The sequence below is a fragment of the Streptomyces kryoterrae genome (assembly GCF_054072135.1).
This window is the reverse complement of sequence record NZ_CM133358.1, coordinates 7,047,357-7,066,593: the sequence shown is the minus strand read 5'-3', so window position 1 is coordinate 7,066,593 and position 19,237 is coordinate 7,047,357. Positions and strand designations below refer to the sequence as shown.

Here is a 19,237-nt window from a genome sequence, read left to right as displayed (position 1 = left end):
GCGGGTGCGCTGTGGCTGGTCGCGCCCGCTCGGCGGAGCCACAAATGTAGCGGCCCCGCGCCCCTGGCCGGGAGCGCCCCTGCGGGGCTGCTCCCGGCCCCGTCCCTGCGGCCGGCCAGCGCGCCCACCCGCGGTGACGGACGCGCTCAGTAGCCCTGCCCTCACACCCTCCCGACCGCTCCCTCAGCTCCCCGCTCTCAACTCCCGCTCCCCGCGCCCCTCTTCCCGCTCCCCGGCCAGGACCATCGCGTACAGCTTCTCCAGGCGTTCACGCGTGTCCTCGTCCGCCGGGACCAGCGTCACCAGGCGGGTGCCCAGTTCCGGGGCGAGCCAGAGGTCGGTGTGGTCGACGGTGAGCAGGCCGACGTACGGATTGCGGAACTGCTTGGTCTTGCCACGGGCGCTGACCACCTCGTACCGCTCCCAGATCGCGCAGAACTCAGGAGACTCGGTGCGCAGCCGCTTCAGCATCAGCTTCCAGGCGGGGTCACCGAGATGGGCGGCCTGCTGGACGCGGAGCTTGGCCGCCATCACTCGCATCGTCTCTTCGAGCAGGACGACCGACGATCGCCACTCCTCGCTCGTGTACACGAGCAGCATGAGGTTGCGGTCCTCGGGCGGTACGGCGTCCAGGTCGCCCATGAGCCGGCTGTACGTGCGGTTGTACGCCTGGATGTCGTACCGGCTGTTCTGGATGCAGGCCGGGATGGGGTCGAGGGCGCGCAGGAGTTCACGCAGGGCGGGGGTGATCGTCGGGCAGCTCGCGGCGGGGGTGGGGTCGACGGCTCCGGCCAGCTGGAAGAGGTGGGCGCGCTCACTCGCGTCGAGGAGGAGGGTGCGGGCCAGAGCGTCGAGCACCTGTTCGGAGACCTGGATCGCGCGCGCCTGTTCGAGCCACGTGTACCAGGTGACGCCCACCGCGGAGAGCTGGGCAACCTCCTCACGGCGCAGGCCCGGCGTACGGCGGCGTCGGCCGCGCGGCAGACCGACCTGCTCGGGGGTGATGCGCTCGCGGCGACTGCGCAGGAAGACGGCAAGCTCGTGGCGCCGGATCTCCGAGCCGCGCCCGCCGGGCCGCTCCCGCCGAGCCGTGGTTTCCTGGGCGGCGGCGATGCTCGTCGTGGTCACGGTTCCCACTCTCCCTCCCCTCCCCCTCCCTCCGGACCCTGTTTCCGGGTACTCCTACTACCAGGATAAAGACACTCTGGTACCACCCTCGAGCGAAGGCGGATGCTGGCCGATGTGACCGAAACCAGCACCTCACCCACCGCCGCTGTCCGTTCTCCGGCCGGGCCACCCGTACTCGGCGGGCTCGGGCTGTTCACCGTGCTCCTCGGCGCGGCGCTCCCCCTCATCGACTTCTTCATCGTCAACGTCGCCCTGCCCACCATCGGCCGGGACCTCTCGGCGAGCGAGTCCGTCCTCGAACTGGTGGTCGCCGGGTACGGGGTCTCGTACGCCGTCCTGCTCGTCCTCGGCGGGCGGCTCGGCGACCTCTTCGGCCGGCGCCGGCTGTTCCTGGGCGGCATGGCGGCCTTCGCCGTCACCTCGCTGGCCTGCGGTCTGGCGCCGACCGCCTGGACCCTGGTGGCGGCCCGGATCGCACAGGGCGCGGCGTCGGCCGCGATGCTGCCGCAGGTGCTCGCGACGATCCAGTCGGCGACGGCGGGCCCGCGCCGCGCGAGGGCGATGGGCTTGTACGGCGCGACGGCGGGCCTGTCGATGGTTGCGGGCCAGATCCTCGGCGGCGTACTGGTGGCCGCCGACATAGCGGGCACGGGCTGGCGCTCGGTATTCCTGGTGAACGTACCGGTGGTGCTCCTCGGCCTGGTGCTGGCCGCCCGGTCGGTCCCGGAGACCCGCTCGCAGCACCCGGAGCCGGTGGACGTCCCCGGCACGCTCCTCCTGGGGGTCTCCCTGATCACGCTGCTGGCCCCGCTCACCGAGGGCCGGGCGGCGGGCTGGCCGCTGTGGACCTGGCTGTCGCTGGCGGCGTTCCCGTTCGCGGCGGCGGCGTTCTACGCGATCGAGCGCGGCGCGGACCGCAGGGGCCGCACGCCCCTCGTACCGCCGACCCTCTTCGCGCTCACGTCGCTGCGCCGGGGTCTGCTGATGATCGTGCCGTTCGCGATCGGGTTCAGCGGCTTCATGTTCGTGATCGCGGTGGCTCTGCAACGGGGCGCGGGCCTGGGTCCGGTGCGGGCGGGGCTGGCGCTGGCCCCGATGGCGGTGACGTTCTTCGCCGTCTCCCTCGCCGGGCCGCGTCTGGTCGCCCGGTACGGCACCCGGGTCGTCACCGTCGGCGGCCTGATCCAGGGGGTGGGCGTGGCTCTCATCACCGTCGCGGTGTGGCGTTCCTGGCCGGACCTGGGTCTGGTCGAGCTGCTGCCGGGAGCGGCGGTCGCGGGGGCGGGGCAGGCGCTCCAGCTCCCCGTCCTCTTCCGGATCATCCTCTCGGAGGTCGAGCCGGCCCGGGCGGGCGTCGGCAGCGGTGTCATGGTCACCACCCAGCAGTCCGCCCTGGCGCTGGGTGTGGCGACCCTGGGCACGCTGTTCCTCTCCCTGGCCCCGGGGATGGGCATGCGGGATGCCCTGGTGACGACGTTGGTGGTGCAGGTGGGGGGCATCGCGCTGACGACGCTGCTCAGCCTGCGGCTGCCACGGAAGATCGGGTGAGCCTCTGGCCTCCGGCCCGGTGTGATCGAGGGCTCGGGGCAGACGGTTGCGCTGTCGGGCGCGGGTGCGGGTGCGGGTGCGGGTGCGCTGTGACTTGTCGCGCAGTTCCCCGCGCCCCACACCGGAGCGCCCCACACCGGAGCGCCCCACACCGGAGCGCCCCACACCGGAGCGCCCCACACCGGAGCGCCCCACACCGGAGCGCCCCACACCGGAGCGCCCCTTCGGGGCGGCTCCCGTGTCCCCGTCCCCGTCCTCGTTACTCCGTGCGCAGGGCCGTCGCCGTACGCACCTTCGCCGCCCAGCCTGCCGGGAGAAGGGCGCCCAGCAGCGCGATGGCGATGCCTGCCAGGCCCAGGAGCAGTAGCTGCCAGGGGTCGTACACGTCGAGGACCGACGGTGGTAGCTCGGTGCCCGCCGCATGGCCCATCACCGGTAGGACGAAGCCGTGGAGGGCGAAGCCGGCGGGTACGCCGATCAGACCGCCGAGCACGCCGATCCCGGCCACCGAGGCGAGGACGAGGCTCACCGTCTGGCGTGGTGACATGCCGAGCGCCTTGCAGACGCCGAGGTCGTGGACCCGCTCCCGGGTGTCCAGGACGACGGAGTTGAGGACGCCGAGGCCGGCCACGGAGACCAGCATGAGGGTGAGGAGTGCCGCCATCGACTCCAGGATGATGATGAAGTTGTCGTTCGCCGAAGGGGCGTTGGCCATGGCGGCGCCGCCCAGCGGCTGCACCACGGCGGCGAGCTTCGCGGCGTACTCGACGGGAGAGACTCCCGGCTTCACCTCGACGAGGAACGTCCGGGGCTGGGCCGTGGGGAAGTCGGCGATGTTCCCGTGGATCTGCAGGCCGCCGTCCGACGTGTCGAAGGCCTCGCCGACGATCCGCAGGGCCCGGGTGGCCCCCTCGTAGGTCATCCGCACCGTGTCACCGAGCTTCGTGCCGGTCCGTTCCAGGAAACCCGAGCCCACCACGGCCTGACCGGCCCCGGCGAGCCAGTGCCCGGAGATCATCTCGTAGCTGCCGGCGCGGGAGTCCCCCTGGTAGAGGCTGACCGGTACCGAGCCGGTGATCCCTGCCACGGTGGCGTCGTTCCGGGTCATGGCGTAGTACGAGGCGGTGCCTTCCTGTGCCTCGACCGCGGCGCGGATACGTGCCGGATCAGCGGCCGGGGCCTCGGACCTGCCCACTTCCTGCCGGGGTCCGCCGGGAGCGGCCCCCGGTCCGCCGCCGCCGAACACGGTGACCGCGGCGCTCTCCTCGGGATCGGCCGCCGCACCGACCGCCGTCAGGGACGCGGTCAGCCCCACCGCGAAGGTCGCCGCGACGGTACCGAAGGCCACCGCGAGCAGCATCGCGACCGTGCGGACCGGGTGCGCGAAAGGGCTCGCCAGGCCGTACGTCACCGCTCTGGGCAGCGGCAGCCGTCCCGCCACCCGGTGCGCCCACTGGCCGCGTCCCGGGCGCGGGGCCCGGCCCACAGCGATGGCCTCGACCGTGCTCAGCCGCCCGGCGCGCAGCGCGGGCACCAGCGCGGCGAGCCCGACGACCAGCAGCGCGGCGGCCGGCACCACGACGTCCACCCACCACGTCACGCCCAGCGTGGCGGTGCCGTACGCCTGCTCGGTGTCGTCGAGGAGGGGTACGGCCAACAGGTTGCCGAGGACGACACCGAGCCCGATGCCGACGGCGGCCGGGATCAACGCCTGGGCCACATAGGCGCGTACGACCTCGCGCGGGGTGAAGCCGATGGCCTTGAGGATGCCGATCCTGCGCAGGCTGGAGCCGACCGCGCCGCTGGTCACACTGCCGACGATGATCACCGACATCACGATGCCGAGGACGCCGAAGGCGACGAGGAAGGGGATCGTCGGCGCCGCGCCCTGGTCGGCGTCGCGCTTGGTCTCCAGATAGGACTGGCTGCCCAGCAGCGCGCCGGACGGCACGGCCGCGGCGAGCTGTCCGCGGTCGGCGGTGAGCTGTTTCTCCGTGCCTGCCGAGTCGAAGCGGTACAGCATCTGGCTCGTGAGCGGGGTCTCCTTCGACGCCAGCGCCCTGGCCTGGGCGGGAGTCGCCCAGACGTCGGCGGTCCTGCTGACCGACAGGGCGAAGCCGACGATCGTCAGGGTGGGGCTGCCGACGGCGTCCGAGGCCTGAAGTGTGGAGCCGAGCCCGAGGTCGGGACCGGAAAACGACGAGTTCAGCACGATCTCGCCCGGCTTCGCCGCCCACCGGCCGGACTTGAGGTCCAGATCGTCCACGTCGGCCTGCGGACCGGACCGTCCGACGAGCGTCAGCGTCGGCAGGTGGCCGCCGTTGGAGTCCACCGGCTTGATGGTCGTGGCGGGGTACGGTCCCGCGCTCGCGGTGACGCCTGTCTCCTCCCCCGTGGCCGCGAGTTGCGCCGTACTCGCTCTGCCCGGATCGAACTGGACGGTCAAATGCGCGCCGTTCTGCTGCGCGAAGGCGTGGTCGAAGGGCGCGTTCGAGGCGACGATCAGCGACCCGGCGACCACCGCGGAGGCCACGGCCATCATCGTGGCGACGGCGATCACCACGGTCTGTACCCGGCGCCGCCCCACCCCGGACCGTACGACGCGGCCGAGCGCACCTCCCATGCCGAACCCGAAGCCGTTCAACGGGCCGCCCCCGCCCGGGTGTCGAGGGCGAGGTGGCCGTCGACGAGCTGGATCGTCCGGCTCGCGCACGCCTCGGCGAGTGCCAGGTCGTGCGTGACCAGCACGATGGTCTGCCCGCCTCGGTGCAGCTCGACCAGCAACTCCCGTACGTCCTCGCCCGAGGCGGTGTCGAGGGCGCCGGTCGGCTCGTCGGCGAGCAGCAGGGCGGGGCGGTTGACCAGGGCCCTGGCTACCGCGACCCGCTGGCGTTCGCCGCCGGAGAGCCGGCCCGGATAGGCGCGGGCGTGCTTCTGGATGCCGAGCACCTCCATGAGTTCCCCGGCGCGGGCGGCCGTCTCGCGCCGGGCGGTGCCGGTCAGTTGGGCGGGGAGCTGGATGTTGTCGGTGACGGTGAGATCGTCGAGCAGGTTGAAGAACTGGAAGACCATGCCGATCTGTTCACGACGGAACCGGGCCAACGCGTGCTCGGTCAGAGCGTCGAGCTGCCGGCCGGCCACGGACACGGTGCCCTCGGTCGCCCGGTCCAGGCCCGCGACGAGGTTCAGCAGGGTGGACTTTCCGCTGCCGGAGGGGCCGGTCACGGCGAGCGCCTCGCCCTCTTCGACGGTGAGCGTGAGGGGCCCGAGCGCGGGCCTGCCGGCGCTGTCGTAGCGCTTGGCCACGTCCTCCAGTTGGATCACCTGAGTCATGAACTCGCCTGTCCCTACGGTTGGTTCGAGCGGAAAGTCGTCGGACTCTGTGAACGTAGGGGCGGGCGCCGTCTCGGCGCGTCGGCCGCGGCACCGACGTCCGGCCCTCCCCGCGGAGGACCCGGCCGTGGGGTCATCCCTGCGAAGTAGGCCTGAGGAACGGCTTGTTGGGCTGTTCGGCGCGGAGGGGCGCGGGGCGGGGCGACCGGCCGCACAATGTGCCGATGGAGACGACGCCGAGGGAAACGCCTACGCGGGCGGAGGACCGGCATCGGCGCTCATGGCACTGGCGTCAGCAACTGCGGGACGCGCTGCGGCCGGAGCCGAAACCCGCTCCGCTGTCCCGGCGGGCGGTACTCGTCGATCTGGCGCTGGCGGTCGTCCTGACCGTCGTCGCGCTGCTCGTCGCCGCGGCCTATCCCGGCGACGGCCCGGTGCGCTTCTTCCCGAAGACCGAGTACGGGAGCAGCAACGTGAGCGTCCGCGCGCCAGGGGCCAGGGTCATGCTGCCGAGCCCGCCACCCGCCCCGCCCGTACCCCGTCCAGGGTTCATGGAGGGCGAGGCCCCCCTCGCGCCCTGGCCCCTGGTCGTCCTGTCGGCGCTGCCGCTGCTGGCCAGGCGCCGGTATCCGCTGGCGGTGTTCGGGGTGGTGCTGGGCGCAGCTGTGGCCATCGGCGACGAAGCCTCCTGGATCACCGTGCTGACCTGTGTCATCGGCGCCTACAGCGCCGTCATGCACAGCCGATACCGGGTGGGGGCCATCGCCGCGATGGTCGTCGGCGCCGTCCTGGCCGGCCTCGCGTTCCAGCGGGCGGAGCCCCTGCTCCCCGGCTGGTCGAGCCCCGGGGTCGTGCTGCTGATCGCCGGGGTGCTGGCCGGCCTGGTCCGCTTCTGGCGGCGGCGCCTCGCGGCCGGCCGGGACCGGTTCACGCGGTTGGAGCAGGCCCAGGAGGAGGCCATGCGGCGGGCCGTGGCGGAGGAACGCGCGCGGATCGCCGCCGAGCTGCACGACGTGGTGACCCACAATGTGAGCGTGATGGTGATCCAGGCCGGCGCGGCACGCAAGGTGATGGACACGGCGCCCGAGCGGTCGAAGGAGGCGCTGCTCGCCGTCGAGGCCGGGGGCCGGGCCGCGATGGCCGAACTCCGGCATGTGATGGGCCTGTTGGCCGCCCCGGACACCGGCGGCCGCCAGGACACTCCCGCCGACGGCCTTGAGCCACAGCCCGGCCTGGACCGGCTCGGCGCCCTGACGGAGCGGGTGCGCGGCGCCGGGACCCCGGTCGTCGTCGCGGTGTCGCTGCCGCCCGACCCCTTGCCGTCCGGGGTGGACCTGACGGCGTACCGCGTGGTGCAGGAGGCGCTGACCAACACGATCAGGCACGCGCCCGGCGCCGAGGCCTCCGTCCTGATCGGCTGGACCGACGGCTGCCTCCAGATCGAGGTCGGCAACACGAGCGGGACCACCGGAACCACGGGAGCCACGGAAACCGGCAACGGCCGCGGTCTGATCGGGCTGCGGGAACGGCTTGCGGTCTACGGCGGCGAGCTGACCGCCGGCCCGACCCTCGCCGGCGGCTACCGCGTCACGGCCAGCGTCCCGTGGCGGACCCCGTGAACCGACCCGGTCCACAGCACCCCCAGCACCCGCCCCACTCACCGCTGCGTGCCGTCATCGCCGACGACCAGGCGCTGGTCCGTACGGGCTTCGGGATGATCCTGGCCGCCGACGGCATCGAGGTGACCGCCGAGGCGGCCGACGGGGCCGAGGCGGTGGCCGCCGTGCGCCGGACCCGGCCCGATGTGGTGCTCATGGACATCCGGATGCCGGGCATGGACGGTATCGAGGCCACGCGGCGGATCCTCGCCGACGACGCCCCGGAGGCCGGGCGAACGCGCGTCGTCATCCTCACCACCTACGACCTCGACCACTACGTCTACGCCGCCCTCACCGCCGGAGCCTGCGGCTTCCTCCTGAAGGACGTCACCCCCGAGCATCTGGTCGCCTCCGTACGCCTGGTCCAGGCCGGCGACGCCCTGCTCGCCCCCGCGATCACCCGCCGCCTGATCGAACGCTTCGCCCACCGCCAGGAACCCCCGAAGGCCCCGGCCCGGCACGCCGACCTGTCGGGTCTGACACCCCGTGAACTGGAGGTCCTGCGCCTGATGGCGACGGGCCTGAGCAACGCCGAACTGGCGGAACGGCTGTTCCTGAGCCCGACGACGGTCAAGACGCACGTCGGCCGCATCCTGTCGAAACTGGAGCTGCGCGACCGGGTCCAGGCGGTCGTACTGGCCTACGAGACGGGCCTGATCGCTCCCGGAACCGAGCCCTGAGCGCCCATGTCGTATCAACTGTCAACTCTTCACACGGACGACCCCTGTTGATGTTGCTCTTGCTGCACACTCACACCTGCACGCATCCCCTGGACGGCGGAGAGGTCATGTTGCAGGCCAACACGAGCAAGGTGAGCCGCTGGGACCAGCACGGTCGGGAACACATCGTCCACGTCACGCGCACCGGGGCGCAGCGCCTCATGAGCTGTGACACGTGCGGCTGGCGCAAGAAGGTGCAGTTCCTGCCCTGGCTGAAGGCGGAGGAACACCTCGCCGAAGAGCATCAGGCAACGGTGGACCCGACGGCGGGCTAGAACGTCAAGTGGCCCCGGAGTCACAGGACTCCGGGGCCACTCTCAGCCCGTCCGGCGTTTGAGGACGAGGCCGTTCAGGCCGAAGCGGGGGTCTGGGGGCGGCAGCCCCCAGGACGGCAGGGCATCGGACCTAGCAGCCGACGAGACGCTGCGCCAGGTACCCCTCGATCTGGTCCAGCGACACCCGCTCCTGCTTCATCGTGTCCCGCTCACGAACCGTCACCGCGTTGTCGTCGAGCGTGTCGAAGTCGACCGTGACACAGAACGGCGTACCGATCTCGTCCTGGCGCCGGTAGCGGCGGCCGATCGCGCCCGCGTCGTCGAACTCGATGTTCCAGTTCTGGCGCAGAGCGGTGGCCAGACCCTTGGCCTTCGGGGACAGCTCGGGGTTGCGGGACAGCGGCAGGACCGCGACCTTGACCGGTGCCAGGCGCGGGTCGAGGCGCAGCACCGTGCGCTTCTCCATCTTGCCCTTGGCGTTGGGCGCCTCGTCCTCGATGTACGCGTCGAGGAGGAACGCCAGCATCGCGCGGCCGACACCGGCCGCGGGCTCGATGACGTACGGCGTCCAGCGCTCGCCAGCCTCCTGGTCGAAGAAGGAGAGGTCCTGGCCGGAGGCCTTGGAGTGGGCGTTGAGGTCGTAGTCCGTGCGGTTGGCGACGCCCTCCAGCTCACCCCACTCGTTGCCGCCGAACTGGAAGCGGTACTCGATGTCGGCGGTGCGCTTGGAGTAGTGCGAGAGCTTCTCGGCCGGGTGGTCGAACCAGCGCATGTTCTCCTCGCGGAGACCGAGGCCGGTGTACCAGTTCCAGCGCTCCTGCATCCAGTACTCCTGCCACTTCTCGTCCTCGCCCGGCTTGACGAAGAACTCCATCTCCATCTGCTCGAACTCGCGGGTGCGGAAGATGAAGTTGCCGGGCGTGATCTCGTTGCGGAACGACTTGCCCATCTGGGCGATGCCGAACGGCGGCTTGCGCCGCGAAGTGGTCTGCACCTGGGAGAAGTTGGTGAAGATGCCCTGGGCGGTCTCGGGGCGCAGGTAGGCGACCGAACCGGAGTCCTGGGTCGGGCCGAGGTGCGTCGACAGCAGACCCGAGAACTGCTTGGGCTCGGTGAACTGGCCCTTGTTGCCGCAGTTGGGGCAGTTGATGTCCGCGAGGCCGTTCTCCGGGAGGCGGTGGTGCTTCGCCTCGTAGGACTCCTCCAGGTGGTCGGCGCGGTAGCGCTTGTGACAGGAGGTGCACTCGGTGAGCGGGTCGGAGAAAGTGGCGACGTGACCGGAGGCCACCCAGACCTCGGAGGCGAGGATGACGGACGAGTCGATACCGACGACGTCCTCGCGCGACGTCACCATGTAGCGCCACCACTGGCGCTTGAGGTTCTCCTTGAGCTCGACACCCAGCGGTCCGTAGTCCCAGGCGGCCTTCTGGCCACCGTAGATCTCACTGCACGGGAATACGAAGCCACGGCGCTTGCTCAGGCTGACGATGGTGTCGATCTTGTCGGCGGCCACGGTGCTCTCTTCATTACGACGATTTACGACGACGGGCGATGAAGCGGACGCGTTCCGGACGGGTGGAGCGGGCGCGCTTCAGAGCGAATGACTCAGGTTACCGGCGGGGCCCGCCCCCCAATCAAATCGGTTCCGGCCACGGGCCTTGCCGGCGCCCCGCCCGCCCCCCGGTCCGTGCCCCGCCATGCACCCCAAAAGCCCGCTTGTTGACAATCGTTTCCAGAATCATTGAAAATGACTGTCATGAACGTACGACGACTCATATCGGGCACCGCGATCGCGGCGGCCACCGCGCTCGGCCTCGGCGCCCTGTCCGCCTGTTCCTCGGATTCGAGCGCCGCCGACCGGGACATCAGCGGGAGGCTCGACGTCGTGGCGTCGTTCTATCCGATGCAGTTCCTCGCCGAGCAGATAGGCGGCAGGCATGTCTCCATCAGCACGCTGACCGCGCCCGGCCAGGAGCCGCACGACCTGGAGATCAGCGCCAAGCAGACCGTGGACCTGCAGAAGGCCGACGCGGTCCTCTACCTCAAGGGCCTCCAGCCCGCCGTCGACGAGGCGGTGTCGCAGTCCGGGGCGAAGGCGAAGATCGACGCGGCGACCCTCACCACCCTCGAGAAGCACGGCAGCACCGTGCACAGCCACGAGGGCGAGGAAGCGCCCTCCGACGAGTCCGGTGCGTCCGGGGAGGACGCCTCCGCCCTCGACCCGCACGTCTGGCTCGACCCGGTGAAGTACGCCGAGATCGCGGGCGGTGTGTCCGCCGCCTTCCAGAAGGCCGATCCGGCCAACGCGGCGGAATACAGGAAGAACACCGAGACGTTGACCGCGAAGCTGACCTCGCTCAACACCTCGTTCGAGGACGGCCTGAAGAACACCGCGACGAAGGTGTTCTTCACCAACCACGCGGCCTTCGGCTACCTCGCCGAGCGCTATGGCCTGACCCAGGAGGCCATCACCGGTGTGGACCCGGACAGCGAGCCGAGTGCCGCGCGGATGAAGGAGCTTCAGCAGGAGGCGAAGGCGGACGGAGTGACCACCGTCTTCTACGAGACACTGGTCTCCGACAAGACCGCGAAGACCCTCGCCGAGGACGCGAACCTCACGACGGACGTCCTGGATCCGCTCGAGGGCATCACCGAGAAGTCCCGGGGCGACGACTACATCGCGGTCATGCGGGCCAACCTCAAGGCGCTACGGACGGCCCTGGGCGCCAAATGAGCGGTGAACGAGCTGTGGACGAGCGGTAGTTGATGATCGTTACGGAGGATGCAGGCATGGGCGAGCCCGTCATTTCGCTGCGCGGTGTACGCGCCGAACTGGGCTCGCGCCCGGTCCTGCGGGGCATCGACCTCACCGTGAACCGCGGTGAGGTCGTCGCGCTGCTCGGCGCCAACGGCTCGGGCAAGTCGACCGCGATCCGCACGGTCATCGGCCAGGTCCCGGTCAGCGCGGGCGAGATCGAGCTGTTCGGCGTCCCCCGCCGCCGCTTCACGGACTGGCGGCGCGTGGGCTACGTACCGCAGCGGACGACCGCGGCGGGTGGCGTACCCGCGACGATCACGGAGATCGTCGCGTCCGGCCGGCTCTCCCGTGCCCGCTTCGGCATGCTGCGCAAGGCCGACCACGAGGCCGTACGGCGGGCCATCGGCATGGTGGGCCTCGCGGACCGCGCCAGGGACTCGGTGAACGCGCTGTCGGGCGGCCAGCACCAGCGCGTACTGATCGCCCGCGCCCTCGCCGCCGAACCCGAGCTGCTGATCATGGACGAGCCGATGGCGGGCGTCGACCTGGCGAGCCAGGAGGTGCTGGCCCGGACGCTGCGGGAGCAGGTCGCGGCCGGTACGACGGTGCTGCTCGTGCTGCACGAACTCGGGCCGCTGGAGCCACTGATCGACCGGGCCGTCGTGCTGCGCGACGGATGCGTGACGCACGACGGGCCGCCCCCGCAGGCGGTCGGACAGCATGCCCTGCCCGGCCACGACCACGTACACCCGCACGCGGCTCACGACGCCGAACCGATCCGGACGGGACTGCTGAGCTGATGGAATTCCTCGACTACCCCTTCATGCAGCGGGCCCTGCTGGCCGCCGTGCTCGTCGGCATCACGGCCCCCGCGATCGGCATCTACCTGGTCCAGCGCCGCCAGGCGCTGATGGGCGACGGAATCGGCCATGTCGCGATGACCGGCGTCGGCCTCGGCTTCCTGCTGAACACCTCACCGGTGTGGATGGCGACGGGCGTCTCCGTCGTCGGCGCGGTGGCGATGGAACTCATCCGCTGGTACGGGAAGACGCGCGGCGACATCGCCCTCGCCATGCTGTTCTACGGCGGTATGGCCGGCGGCGTGATGTTCATCAACCTCGCGCCGACGGGCTCCAACGCCAACCTGACCTCGTATCTGTTCGGGTCGCTGTCGACGGTCAGCGAATCCGACGTGACGGCGATCTGTGTGCTCGCGGCCTTCGTGGTGCTGGTCACCATCGGTCTGCGCCGGCAGCTCTTCGCGGTCAGCCAGGACGAGGAGTTCGCCCGGGTGACGGGCCTGCCGGTCCGGGCCCTGAACCTCCTCACGGCGATCACGGCGGCGATCACGGTGACGGTCGCGATGCGGGTGGTGGGGTTGCTGCTGGTCAGCGCCCTGATGGTGGTGCCTGTCGCCGCCGCCCAGCAGCTCAGCCGGAGCTTCGCGGCGACGTTCGCCATCGCGGTGGCGATCGGTGTGTCCGTGACGATCGGCGGGACGGTGACCTCGTACTACCAGGATGTTCCGCCCGGTGCGACGATCGTGCTGCTGACCATCGGCGCGTTCATCGCGCTCACCGCGCTGGCGACACCGGTGGCCCGCCGCCGGGCCCGTGCGGCGGCGGCCGGGCAGACGGCCGGGGATCCGGCGGAGTGTGTGATTCCGGCCAGCCGGGAAGCCGCCGGCAAGGCGGGCGTCTGACCGCGCACAGTCCGGGCTGGCACAATGGCCCGGCAAGCGCAGACGTGAGGAGACCAACGGTGACGACGGCCGGCCCGCCCGTTAAGGGACGATCCACCCGCCAGCGTGCCGCTGTGGCGGCGGCGCTGGACGAGGTCGACGAGTTCCGCAGTGCCCAGGACCTCCACGACATGCTCAAGCACAAGGGCGACTCGGTGGGGCTGACGACCGTCTACCGCACGCTCCAGTCCCTGGCGGACGCCGGTGAGGTGGATGTCCTGCGGACGTCCGACGGGGAGTCGGTCTACCGGCGCTGTTCCACCGGCGACCATCACCATCACCTCGTCTGCCGGGTGTGCGGCAAGGCGGTGGAGGTCGAGGGGCCCGCGGTGGAGACGTGGGCGGAGGCGATCGCCGCGGAGCACGGGTTCGTGAACGTGGCTCATACGGTGGAGATCTTCGGTACCTGTGCGGAGTGCTCTGCGGTTGGGCGGTAAGTAGGTTCGGTTTCGTTCGGTGCGTTGTCGGCTGCGGGTTCGTTGTGGCTGGTCGCGCCCACGCGGCGGAGCCGCACATCGATACAGCACCGCGCCCCTAGAACCCGTCCCGTCCGATACCTTCTCGCGGTGGGCGATGTCAGGGAACAGGACAGTCAGCTGAGCGGTGCCTCGCTCGGGGTGCCGTTTCGGTGGTTGTGGGGTGCCTATGCGGCCAGTCTGGCCGGGACCTGGCTGGCGTTCGACTCGTTTCCGTTGATCGCGGTTCTCGTGCTGCATGTGGGGCCCGCCCAGGTGTCGTTGCTGGCGGCGGCCGGGCTGGCCGTCGGGGCGGTGGTGGCGGTGCCGCTCGGGCCCTGGGTGGAGTTCCGGCGCAAGCGGCCGGTGATGGTCGCGATGGATCTCGTGCGGTGCGGGGCACTGCTCAGCATCCCCGCCGCGTACGCGCTCGGCGCGCTCTCCTTCGGGCAGCTCGTGGTGGTGGCGATCGTGGTCGCCGCTGCCGACATCACCTTCACCGCCGCCAGCGGGTCCTATCTCAAGCAACTGCTCCCGCCCTCCCAACTCCTCGTCGCCAACGGTCGGTTCGAGTCCACGATGTGGACGGCCAGCGTGCTCGGGCCGCCGCTGGGCGGGGCCGCCATCGCGCTGCTCGGGCCGGTGACCACCGTCGTCGCCAACGCGGTGAGCTTTCTGCTGTCGGCGGCCGGTATCCGCGCGATCGGCGGCCGGCCGGAGGCTCTTCCCGAACGGGGACAGCAGGTATCCGGGCAGCGCGTTCGGGTACGCGCCGGTGACCTGGTCGGCGGGTGGCGGTTCATCCTGGCCGATCCGGTACTGCGGCCCCTGTTCCTCAACACCGTGCTGGTCAGCGGGCTGATCATGGCGACGGCTCCACTGGTCGCCGTCCTCATGCTCGGCCGTTTCGGCTTCGCGCCCTGGCAGTACGCCCTCGCCTTCGCCGTGCCCTGCGCCGGCGGCCTCGTCGGTTCGCGTCTGTCCCGGCCGCTCGTGGCGCGGTACGGGCAGCGCCGGATCATGCTCACCTTCGGGACGCTGCGGGTGTGCTGGCCGGTCGGGATGGTGTTCCTGCACGGTGGCACGACAGGGCTCGTCCTCGTGATGGTCGTGCAGCTCGGGCTGATCACCAGCATGGGCGTGTTCAACCCGGTGTACGCCACCTACCGGCTCCAGCACACCCCGGTGGACCGGGTCGCCCGCACCCTCTCCGCCTGGTCGGTGTCCAGCAAGCTGACCGTCGCCGCGCTGACCGCGCTGTGGGGGCTGCTGGCGGCGCTCACCACGCCCCTGACGGCCGTCGGGGCCGCCGGAGTCCTGATCCTCGCGACTCCGCTGCTGCTGCCCCGTACCTAGCCCCGCGCCCGGAAGCGCGCACAGGGATAACCCTCGACCTCTTATTTTTTGCTGACATGCACTCCTCAATGCTGCCACTCTTCCGGCAGTTACCCCCCACGTCTCCAGCACATCAGGCACTGCTCAGCTCATCCCGGGCCGCACACCCCCGTTCGCCCGGTTCTGTTTCCGGCCGTGGAAGGCGCGGCCGTCGCAGGAGGAGTCACGAGTGAGACGAAAGTCGAGCAACACCCCCCACAGATCCGGCCGTACCAACAAGGCCACCGCGGCCGGCGCCCTGCTCGCCACCGCCACTCTCCTGGCCGTCGGTGTACAGACGGTCCCCGCCGCCGCCAAGCCCGCGGCCCCGGCCCCCAGCCCCCTGCGCGCCGGCGCCCTCCAGGCGAAGCTCACCCCGGCCCAGCGCGCGGCGCTGATCAGGACCGCGACGCAGCGGACGACGCAGACCGCCGGCACCCTGGGTCTCGGCGCCAAGGAGAAGCTGGTCGTCAAGGACGTCAGCAAGGACGCCGACGGCACCCTGCACACCCGCTACGAGCGCACCTACGCCGGTCTGCCGGTCCTCGGCGGCGACCTCGTCGTGCACACCCCGCCCGCCTCCAAGGCCTCGGGCACGGTGAGCAGCACGTTCAACTCGCGGCGGACCATCTCGGTCGCGTCCACGACCCCCACGTTCGCCAAGTCGGCCGCCGAGACGAAGGCGCTCGGCGCGGCCAAGGCGCTGGACGCGGAGAAGGCCACCACCGACAGCGCCCGCAAGGTGATCTGGGCCGGCAACGGTACGCCGAAGCTGGCCTGGGAGACGGTGATCGGCGGTCTCCAGGACGACGGTACGCCGAGCCAGCTGCACGTCATCACGGACGCCCGGACCGGCGCGAAGCTGTACCAGTTCCAGGCGATCAAGACCGGTACCGGCAACAGCCAGTACAGCGGCACGGTCACCATCGGGACCACGCTGTCCGGTTCGACGTACCAGCTGAACGACACGACACGCGGCACCCACAAGACGTACAGCCTGAGCAACGGCACGTCGGGCACCGGCACCCTGATGACCGACGCCGACGACACCTGGGGCACCGGGTCCGGGTCCAACACCCAGACCGCCGGCGTCGACGCCCACTACGGCGCGCAGACGACCTGGGACTTCTACAAGAACACGTTCGGGCGCAGCGGCATCAAGAACGACGGTGTGGCCGCCTACTCGCGCGTGCACTACAGCACGGCGTACGTGAACGCGTTCTGGGACGACTCCTGCTTCTGCATGACGTACGGCGACGGCACGAGCAGCACGCACGCGCTGACCTCGCTGGACGTGGCCGGGCACGAGATGACGCACGGTGTCACCTCCAACACCGCGGGCCTCAACTACACCGGTGAATCAGGCGGGTTGAACGAGGCGACCTCCGACATCTTCGGCACCGGTGTCGAGTTCTACGCGGCCAACTCCACCGACGTCGGTGACTACCTCATCGGCGAGAAGATCGACATCAACGGCGACGGCACGCCGCTGCGTTACATGGACAAGCCGAGCAAGGACGGCGGCTCGGCGGACAGTTGGTACTCGGGCGTCGGCAACCTGGACGTGCACTACTCCTCGGGTCCGGCGAACCACATGTTCTACCTGCTGTCGGAGGGCAGCGGCTCCAAGACCATCAACGGCGTCACGTACAACAGCTCGACGTCCGACGGTGTCGCCGTCGCGGGCATCGGCCGGGCCGCCGCGCTGCAGATCTGGTACAAGGCGCTGACGACGTACATGACGTCCAGCACCACGTACGCCCAGGCCCGCACCGCCGCGCTGAACGCCGCAGCGGCGCTCTACGGCAGCAGCTCCGCCCAGTACGCCGGGGTCGGCAACGCCTTCGCCGGTATCAACGTCGGCGCCCACATCACCGTGCCGACCACGGGTGTCTCGGTCACCAACCCGGGCAGCCAGTCGTCCACGGTCGGTACGGCGGTGAGCCTGGCGATCACGGCCAGCAGCACCAACAGCGGCTCGCTGACCTACGCGGCGACCGGTCTGCCGACCGGCCTGTCGATCAGCAGCTCCACGGGCACGATATCCGGCACCCCGACCACCGCGGGCTCCTACAGCTCGACGGTCACGGTGACCGACAGCACGGGCGCCACCGGTACGGCGTCCTTCACCTGGACGGTCAGCGCGTCCGGCGGCGGCTCCTGCACCTCGGCGCAACTGCTGGGCAACCAGGGCTTCGAGTCCGGCAACACCACCTGGACGGCGTCCAGCGGTGTCATCACCACCTCCAGCAGCCAGGCGGCCCGCACCGGCTCCTACAAGGCCTGGCTGGACGGCTACGGCTCGACCCACACCGACACGCTCTCCCAGTCGGTGACGATCCCGAGCGGCTGCACGGGCACGACGTTCACGTTCTACCTCCACATCGACACGGCCGAGACCACCACCAGCTCGCAGTACGACAAGCTGACGGTCACCGCCGGTTCGACCACCCTGGCCACCTACTCCAACCTGAACGCGGCCAGCGGCTACGTCGCGAAGTCGCTGAGCCTGTCGGCCTACGCCGGCACGACGGTCTCGCTCAAGTTCACGGGCGTCGAGGACTCGTCGCTCCAGACGAGCTTCGTGATCGACGACACGGCGGTCACGACCAGCTGACCAACGCCCACTGACCAACCCCCCACGGGTACGACAGCGGCCCCCGGCGCCTTCTCGGCGCCGGGGGCCGCTCGGCCAGGTATGCGCGGGGCTCGCGTACGCGAGGCGATCCAGGGCAGCTGCCCACGGTGCGATTCGGGCCGGTCGGCGATGTGGACGACCTCGCGCTCGGCGTGAAGGCGCTGTTGCTTCCGGCAGCCGCCGAAGCGTCCGAGAACCTGAATGGACGGTCGTTTCGTCTCCCTGATCGTGAAAGGCATGACAGACCTCGACGAGGCAGAACTCGTGCGTCGCGTCGCCGGTGGTGACCGGGCGGCGTTCGACGAGTTGTATCGGCGTACTTCGCCCTGGTTGGCGGTGCGGCTCCGCCGCCGCTGCGCCGACGACGACGTCGTCGCCGACGTGCTCCAGGAGACCTACCTGGCGGTCTGGCGTGCGGCCGGCAGCTATGCGGGCTCCGTGACCGAGGGCAGTGCGGTCGGCTGGCTCTGGGCGATCGCCGCGAACCGTCTCGTCGACGCGTTCCGCCGACGCGCCCGGCAGGAGCGGGTGCCGACCGTTGCCCTGCTCGCTACGACCGCTCCGGCCGCCGAGGACGAGGTGATGGCGAACCGCGTCGACCAGAACTTCGAACAGGCGCTCCTGCTGCTGCCACCGGAGTTGCGGCAGGTGCTGCAGGCGATGGTGCTCGACGACCTTTCGGTCCGTCAGACAGCGGTGCTGCTCGGTATGCCGGAGGGCACGGTGAAAACCCGCGCGCGGCGGGCTCGGATCGCGTTGCGGGAGGCGCTCTCATGACTCATCCCACCACCACGATCCTGGCCCGCTACGCGGACGGCGGGCGCGGACTCGACGACGCCGCGCTCTGGTCGGTCGAGGTCCATCTCGACGCGTGCGCCAGCTGCCGTGCGTCACTGGCCGCCAAGGCCACCCCTGCCACGACGGATCTGCTCGACCGTGTCGCCGTCTCGCTCGGCCAGGCGATCGAGGCGAGCCCGTCGCCGACCCGGCAACGCACACCAGCAGCGGCCCTGCACCGACGCTGGCTCGCGTGGACGCTCCTGCCCTGGCTCGCGGTGACCGTCGCGGTGCTGGGCTGTGGCGTACTCCTGGACTCCGCCGAGCCGAGCCTGCCGTCGCTCGTGCTGCTGCTGGCCCCGGTGGCTCCGCTGCCCGGCGTCGCGGTGGCCTGGAGCCGGCGGATCGACCCCGCCTGGGAACTGATCGCCACCACACCGGCAGCCGGACTGGCCATGGTGCTGCGGCGGACGCTCGCGGTGCTCGTCGTCGTGCTTCCGGCATTGCTGGTGGCTGGTGTGAGCACCGGAACCTCGCTGGCCCTCACCCTGCTGCCGTGCCTGGCGTTCACGGGGGCCACCCTCGTGCTCGGCGCCCTCATCGGCGTACGGCGCGCGGCGATCGGACTCGCCGTGGTCTGGTCCGCGGCGGTCCTGCTGCCGAGTGTGGCGGCCCAGTCCCTGTCTCCGGTACTGCGGCCGGGCAGCACCGCCGACTGGGTGGTGGCCACCGTGGCCCTTGCCGCGATCACACCGCTCGCCGCCACGCACTTCCGTCGCCTGACCAGTGGCAACTGACCCCCCTCAACAGGATCAACAGGATCAAAAGGAGAG

The 19,237-nt window shown here is 70.8% G+C and carries 16 protein-coding genes; 12 read left to right on the top strand and 4 right to left on the bottom strand.

Annotated elements, in window-relative coordinates:
- Nucleotides 1-183: 183 nt before the first annotated feature.
- On the bottom strand, nt 184-1,128 hold the full coding sequence (locus tag ACW4TU_RS31450; RefSeq protein WP_457418613.1) for a helix-turn-helix transcriptional regulator: 945 nt from the start codon (nt 1,126-1,128) through the stop codon (nt 184-186).
- Nucleotides 1,129-1,242: 114 nt separating this feature from the next.
- Here ACW4TU_RS31450 and ACW4TU_RS31445 point away from each other — a divergent pair, with 114 nt between their 5' ends.
- Nucleotides 1,243-2,676 (top strand): MFS transporter, encoded by a 1,434-nt coding sequence (locus tag ACW4TU_RS31445; RefSeq protein ID WP_457418611.1) that lies wholly within the window; start codon nt 1,243-1,245, stop codon nt 2,674-2,676.
- Nucleotides 2,677-2,935: 259 nt separating this feature from the next.
- Here ACW4TU_RS31445 and ACW4TU_RS31440 read toward each other — a convergent pair whose 3' ends face one another.
- A complete protein-coding gene (locus ACW4TU_RS31440; RefSeq protein ID WP_457430421.1) occupies nt 2,936-5,299 on the bottom strand; it encodes an ABC transporter permease in 2,364 nt (787 codons plus the stop codon).
- Nucleotides 5,300-5,316: 17 nt separating this feature from the next.
- On the bottom strand, nt 5,317-6,009 hold the full coding sequence (locus ACW4TU_RS31435; RefSeq protein ID WP_457418609.1) for an ABC transporter ATP-binding protein: 693 nt from the start codon (nt 6,007-6,009) through the stop codon (nt 5,317-5,319).
- Between the two features lie 224 nt (nt 6,010-6,233).
- Here ACW4TU_RS31435 and ACW4TU_RS31430 point away from each other — a divergent pair, with 224 nt between their 5' ends.
- The 3 genes from ACW4TU_RS31430 to ACW4TU_RS31420 all read left to right on the top strand — a co-directional run bounded on the left by ACW4TU_RS31430 (nt 6,234) and on the right by ACW4TU_RS31420 (nt 8,661).
- A complete protein-coding gene (locus ACW4TU_RS31430; RefSeq protein WP_457418607.1) occupies nt 6,234-7,628 on the top strand; it encodes a sensor histidine kinase in 1,395 nt (464 codons plus the stop codon).
- Nucleotides 7,613-8,347, top strand: coding sequence for a response regulator (locus ACW4TU_RS31425; RefSeq protein WP_457418605.1), 735 nt, complete (start codon nt 7,613-7,615; stop codon nt 8,345-8,347). The genes ACW4TU_RS31430 and ACW4TU_RS31425 overlap by 16 nt, the downstream gene beginning before the upstream one ends.
- Nucleotides 8,348-8,454: 107 nt before the next feature.
- Nucleotides 8,455-8,661: a hypothetical protein gene (locus ACW4TU_RS31420; protein ID WP_457418603.1), complete on the top strand. Its 207-nt coding sequence runs from the start codon at nt 8,455-8,457 to the stop codon at nt 8,659-8,661.
- 130 nt (nt 8,662-8,791) lie between these two features.
- Here the strand turns inward: ACW4TU_RS31420 and ACW4TU_RS31415 are convergent, their stop codons facing one another.
- A complete protein-coding gene (locus ACW4TU_RS31415; RefSeq protein ID WP_457418601.1) occupies nt 8,792-10,174 on the bottom strand; it encodes a glycine--tRNA ligase in 1,383 nt (460 codons plus the stop codon).
- A 243-nt stretch (nt 10,175-10,417) separates the two neighbouring features.
- On the opposite strand from ACW4TU_RS31415, the gene ACW4TU_RS31410 reads away from it, so the two are divergent.
- From ACW4TU_RS31410 to ACW4TU_RS31375, 8 genes are all read left to right on the top strand, one after another.
- Nucleotides 10,418-11,395 (top strand): metal ABC transporter solute-binding protein, Zn/Mn family, encoded by a 978-nt coding sequence (locus ACW4TU_RS31410; RefSeq protein ID WP_457418599.1) that lies wholly within the window; start codon nt 10,418-10,420, stop codon nt 11,393-11,395.
- A 56-nt stretch (nt 11,396-11,451) separates the two neighbouring features.
- A complete protein-coding gene (locus ACW4TU_RS31405) occupies nt 11,452-12,219 on the top strand; it encodes a metal ABC transporter ATP-binding protein (RefSeq protein ID WP_457418597.1) in 768 nt (255 codons plus the stop codon).
- Nucleotides 12,219-13,121 carry a metal ABC transporter permease gene (locus ACW4TU_RS31400; RefSeq protein WP_457418595.1) on the top strand — a complete coding sequence of 301 codons (903 nt, stop codon included), beginning with the start codon at nt 12,219-12,221 and terminating at the stop codon, nt 13,119-13,121. Before ACW4TU_RS31405 ends, ACW4TU_RS31400 begins: the two co-directional genes overlap by 1 nt.
- 59 nt (nt 13,122-13,180) lie before the next feature.
- Nucleotides 13,181-13,597 carry a Fur family transcriptional regulator gene (locus ACW4TU_RS31395; RefSeq protein WP_457418593.1) on the top strand — a complete coding sequence of 139 codons (417 nt, stop codon included), beginning with the start codon at nt 13,181-13,183 and terminating at the stop codon, nt 13,595-13,597.
- Between the two features lie 129 nt (nt 13,598-13,726).
- On the top strand, nt 13,727-14,971 hold the full coding sequence (locus ACW4TU_RS31390; RefSeq protein ID WP_457418591.1) for an MFS transporter: 1,245 nt from the start codon (nt 13,727-13,729) through the stop codon (nt 14,969-14,971).
- A gap of 208 nt (nt 14,972-15,179) precedes the next feature.
- On the top strand, nt 15,180-17,606 hold the full coding sequence (locus ACW4TU_RS31385) for a M4 family metallopeptidase (RefSeq protein WP_457418589.1): 2,427 nt from the start codon (nt 15,180-15,182) through the stop codon (nt 17,604-17,606).
- A gap of 258 nt (nt 17,607-17,864) precedes the next feature.
- The gene (locus ACW4TU_RS31380) at nt 17,865-18,404 is read left to right on the top strand and encodes an RNA polymerase sigma factor (protein WP_457418587.1); all 540 of its coding nucleotides are present in this window, start codon (nt 17,865-17,867) and stop codon (nt 18,402-18,404) included.
- Nucleotides 18,401-19,201, top strand: coding sequence for a zf-HC2 domain-containing protein (locus tag ACW4TU_RS31375; protein WP_457418585.1), 801 nt, complete (start codon nt 18,401-18,403; stop codon nt 19,199-19,201). Before ACW4TU_RS31380 ends, ACW4TU_RS31375 begins: the two co-directional genes overlap by 4 nt.
- Nucleotides 19,202-19,237 lie beyond the last annotated feature (36 nt).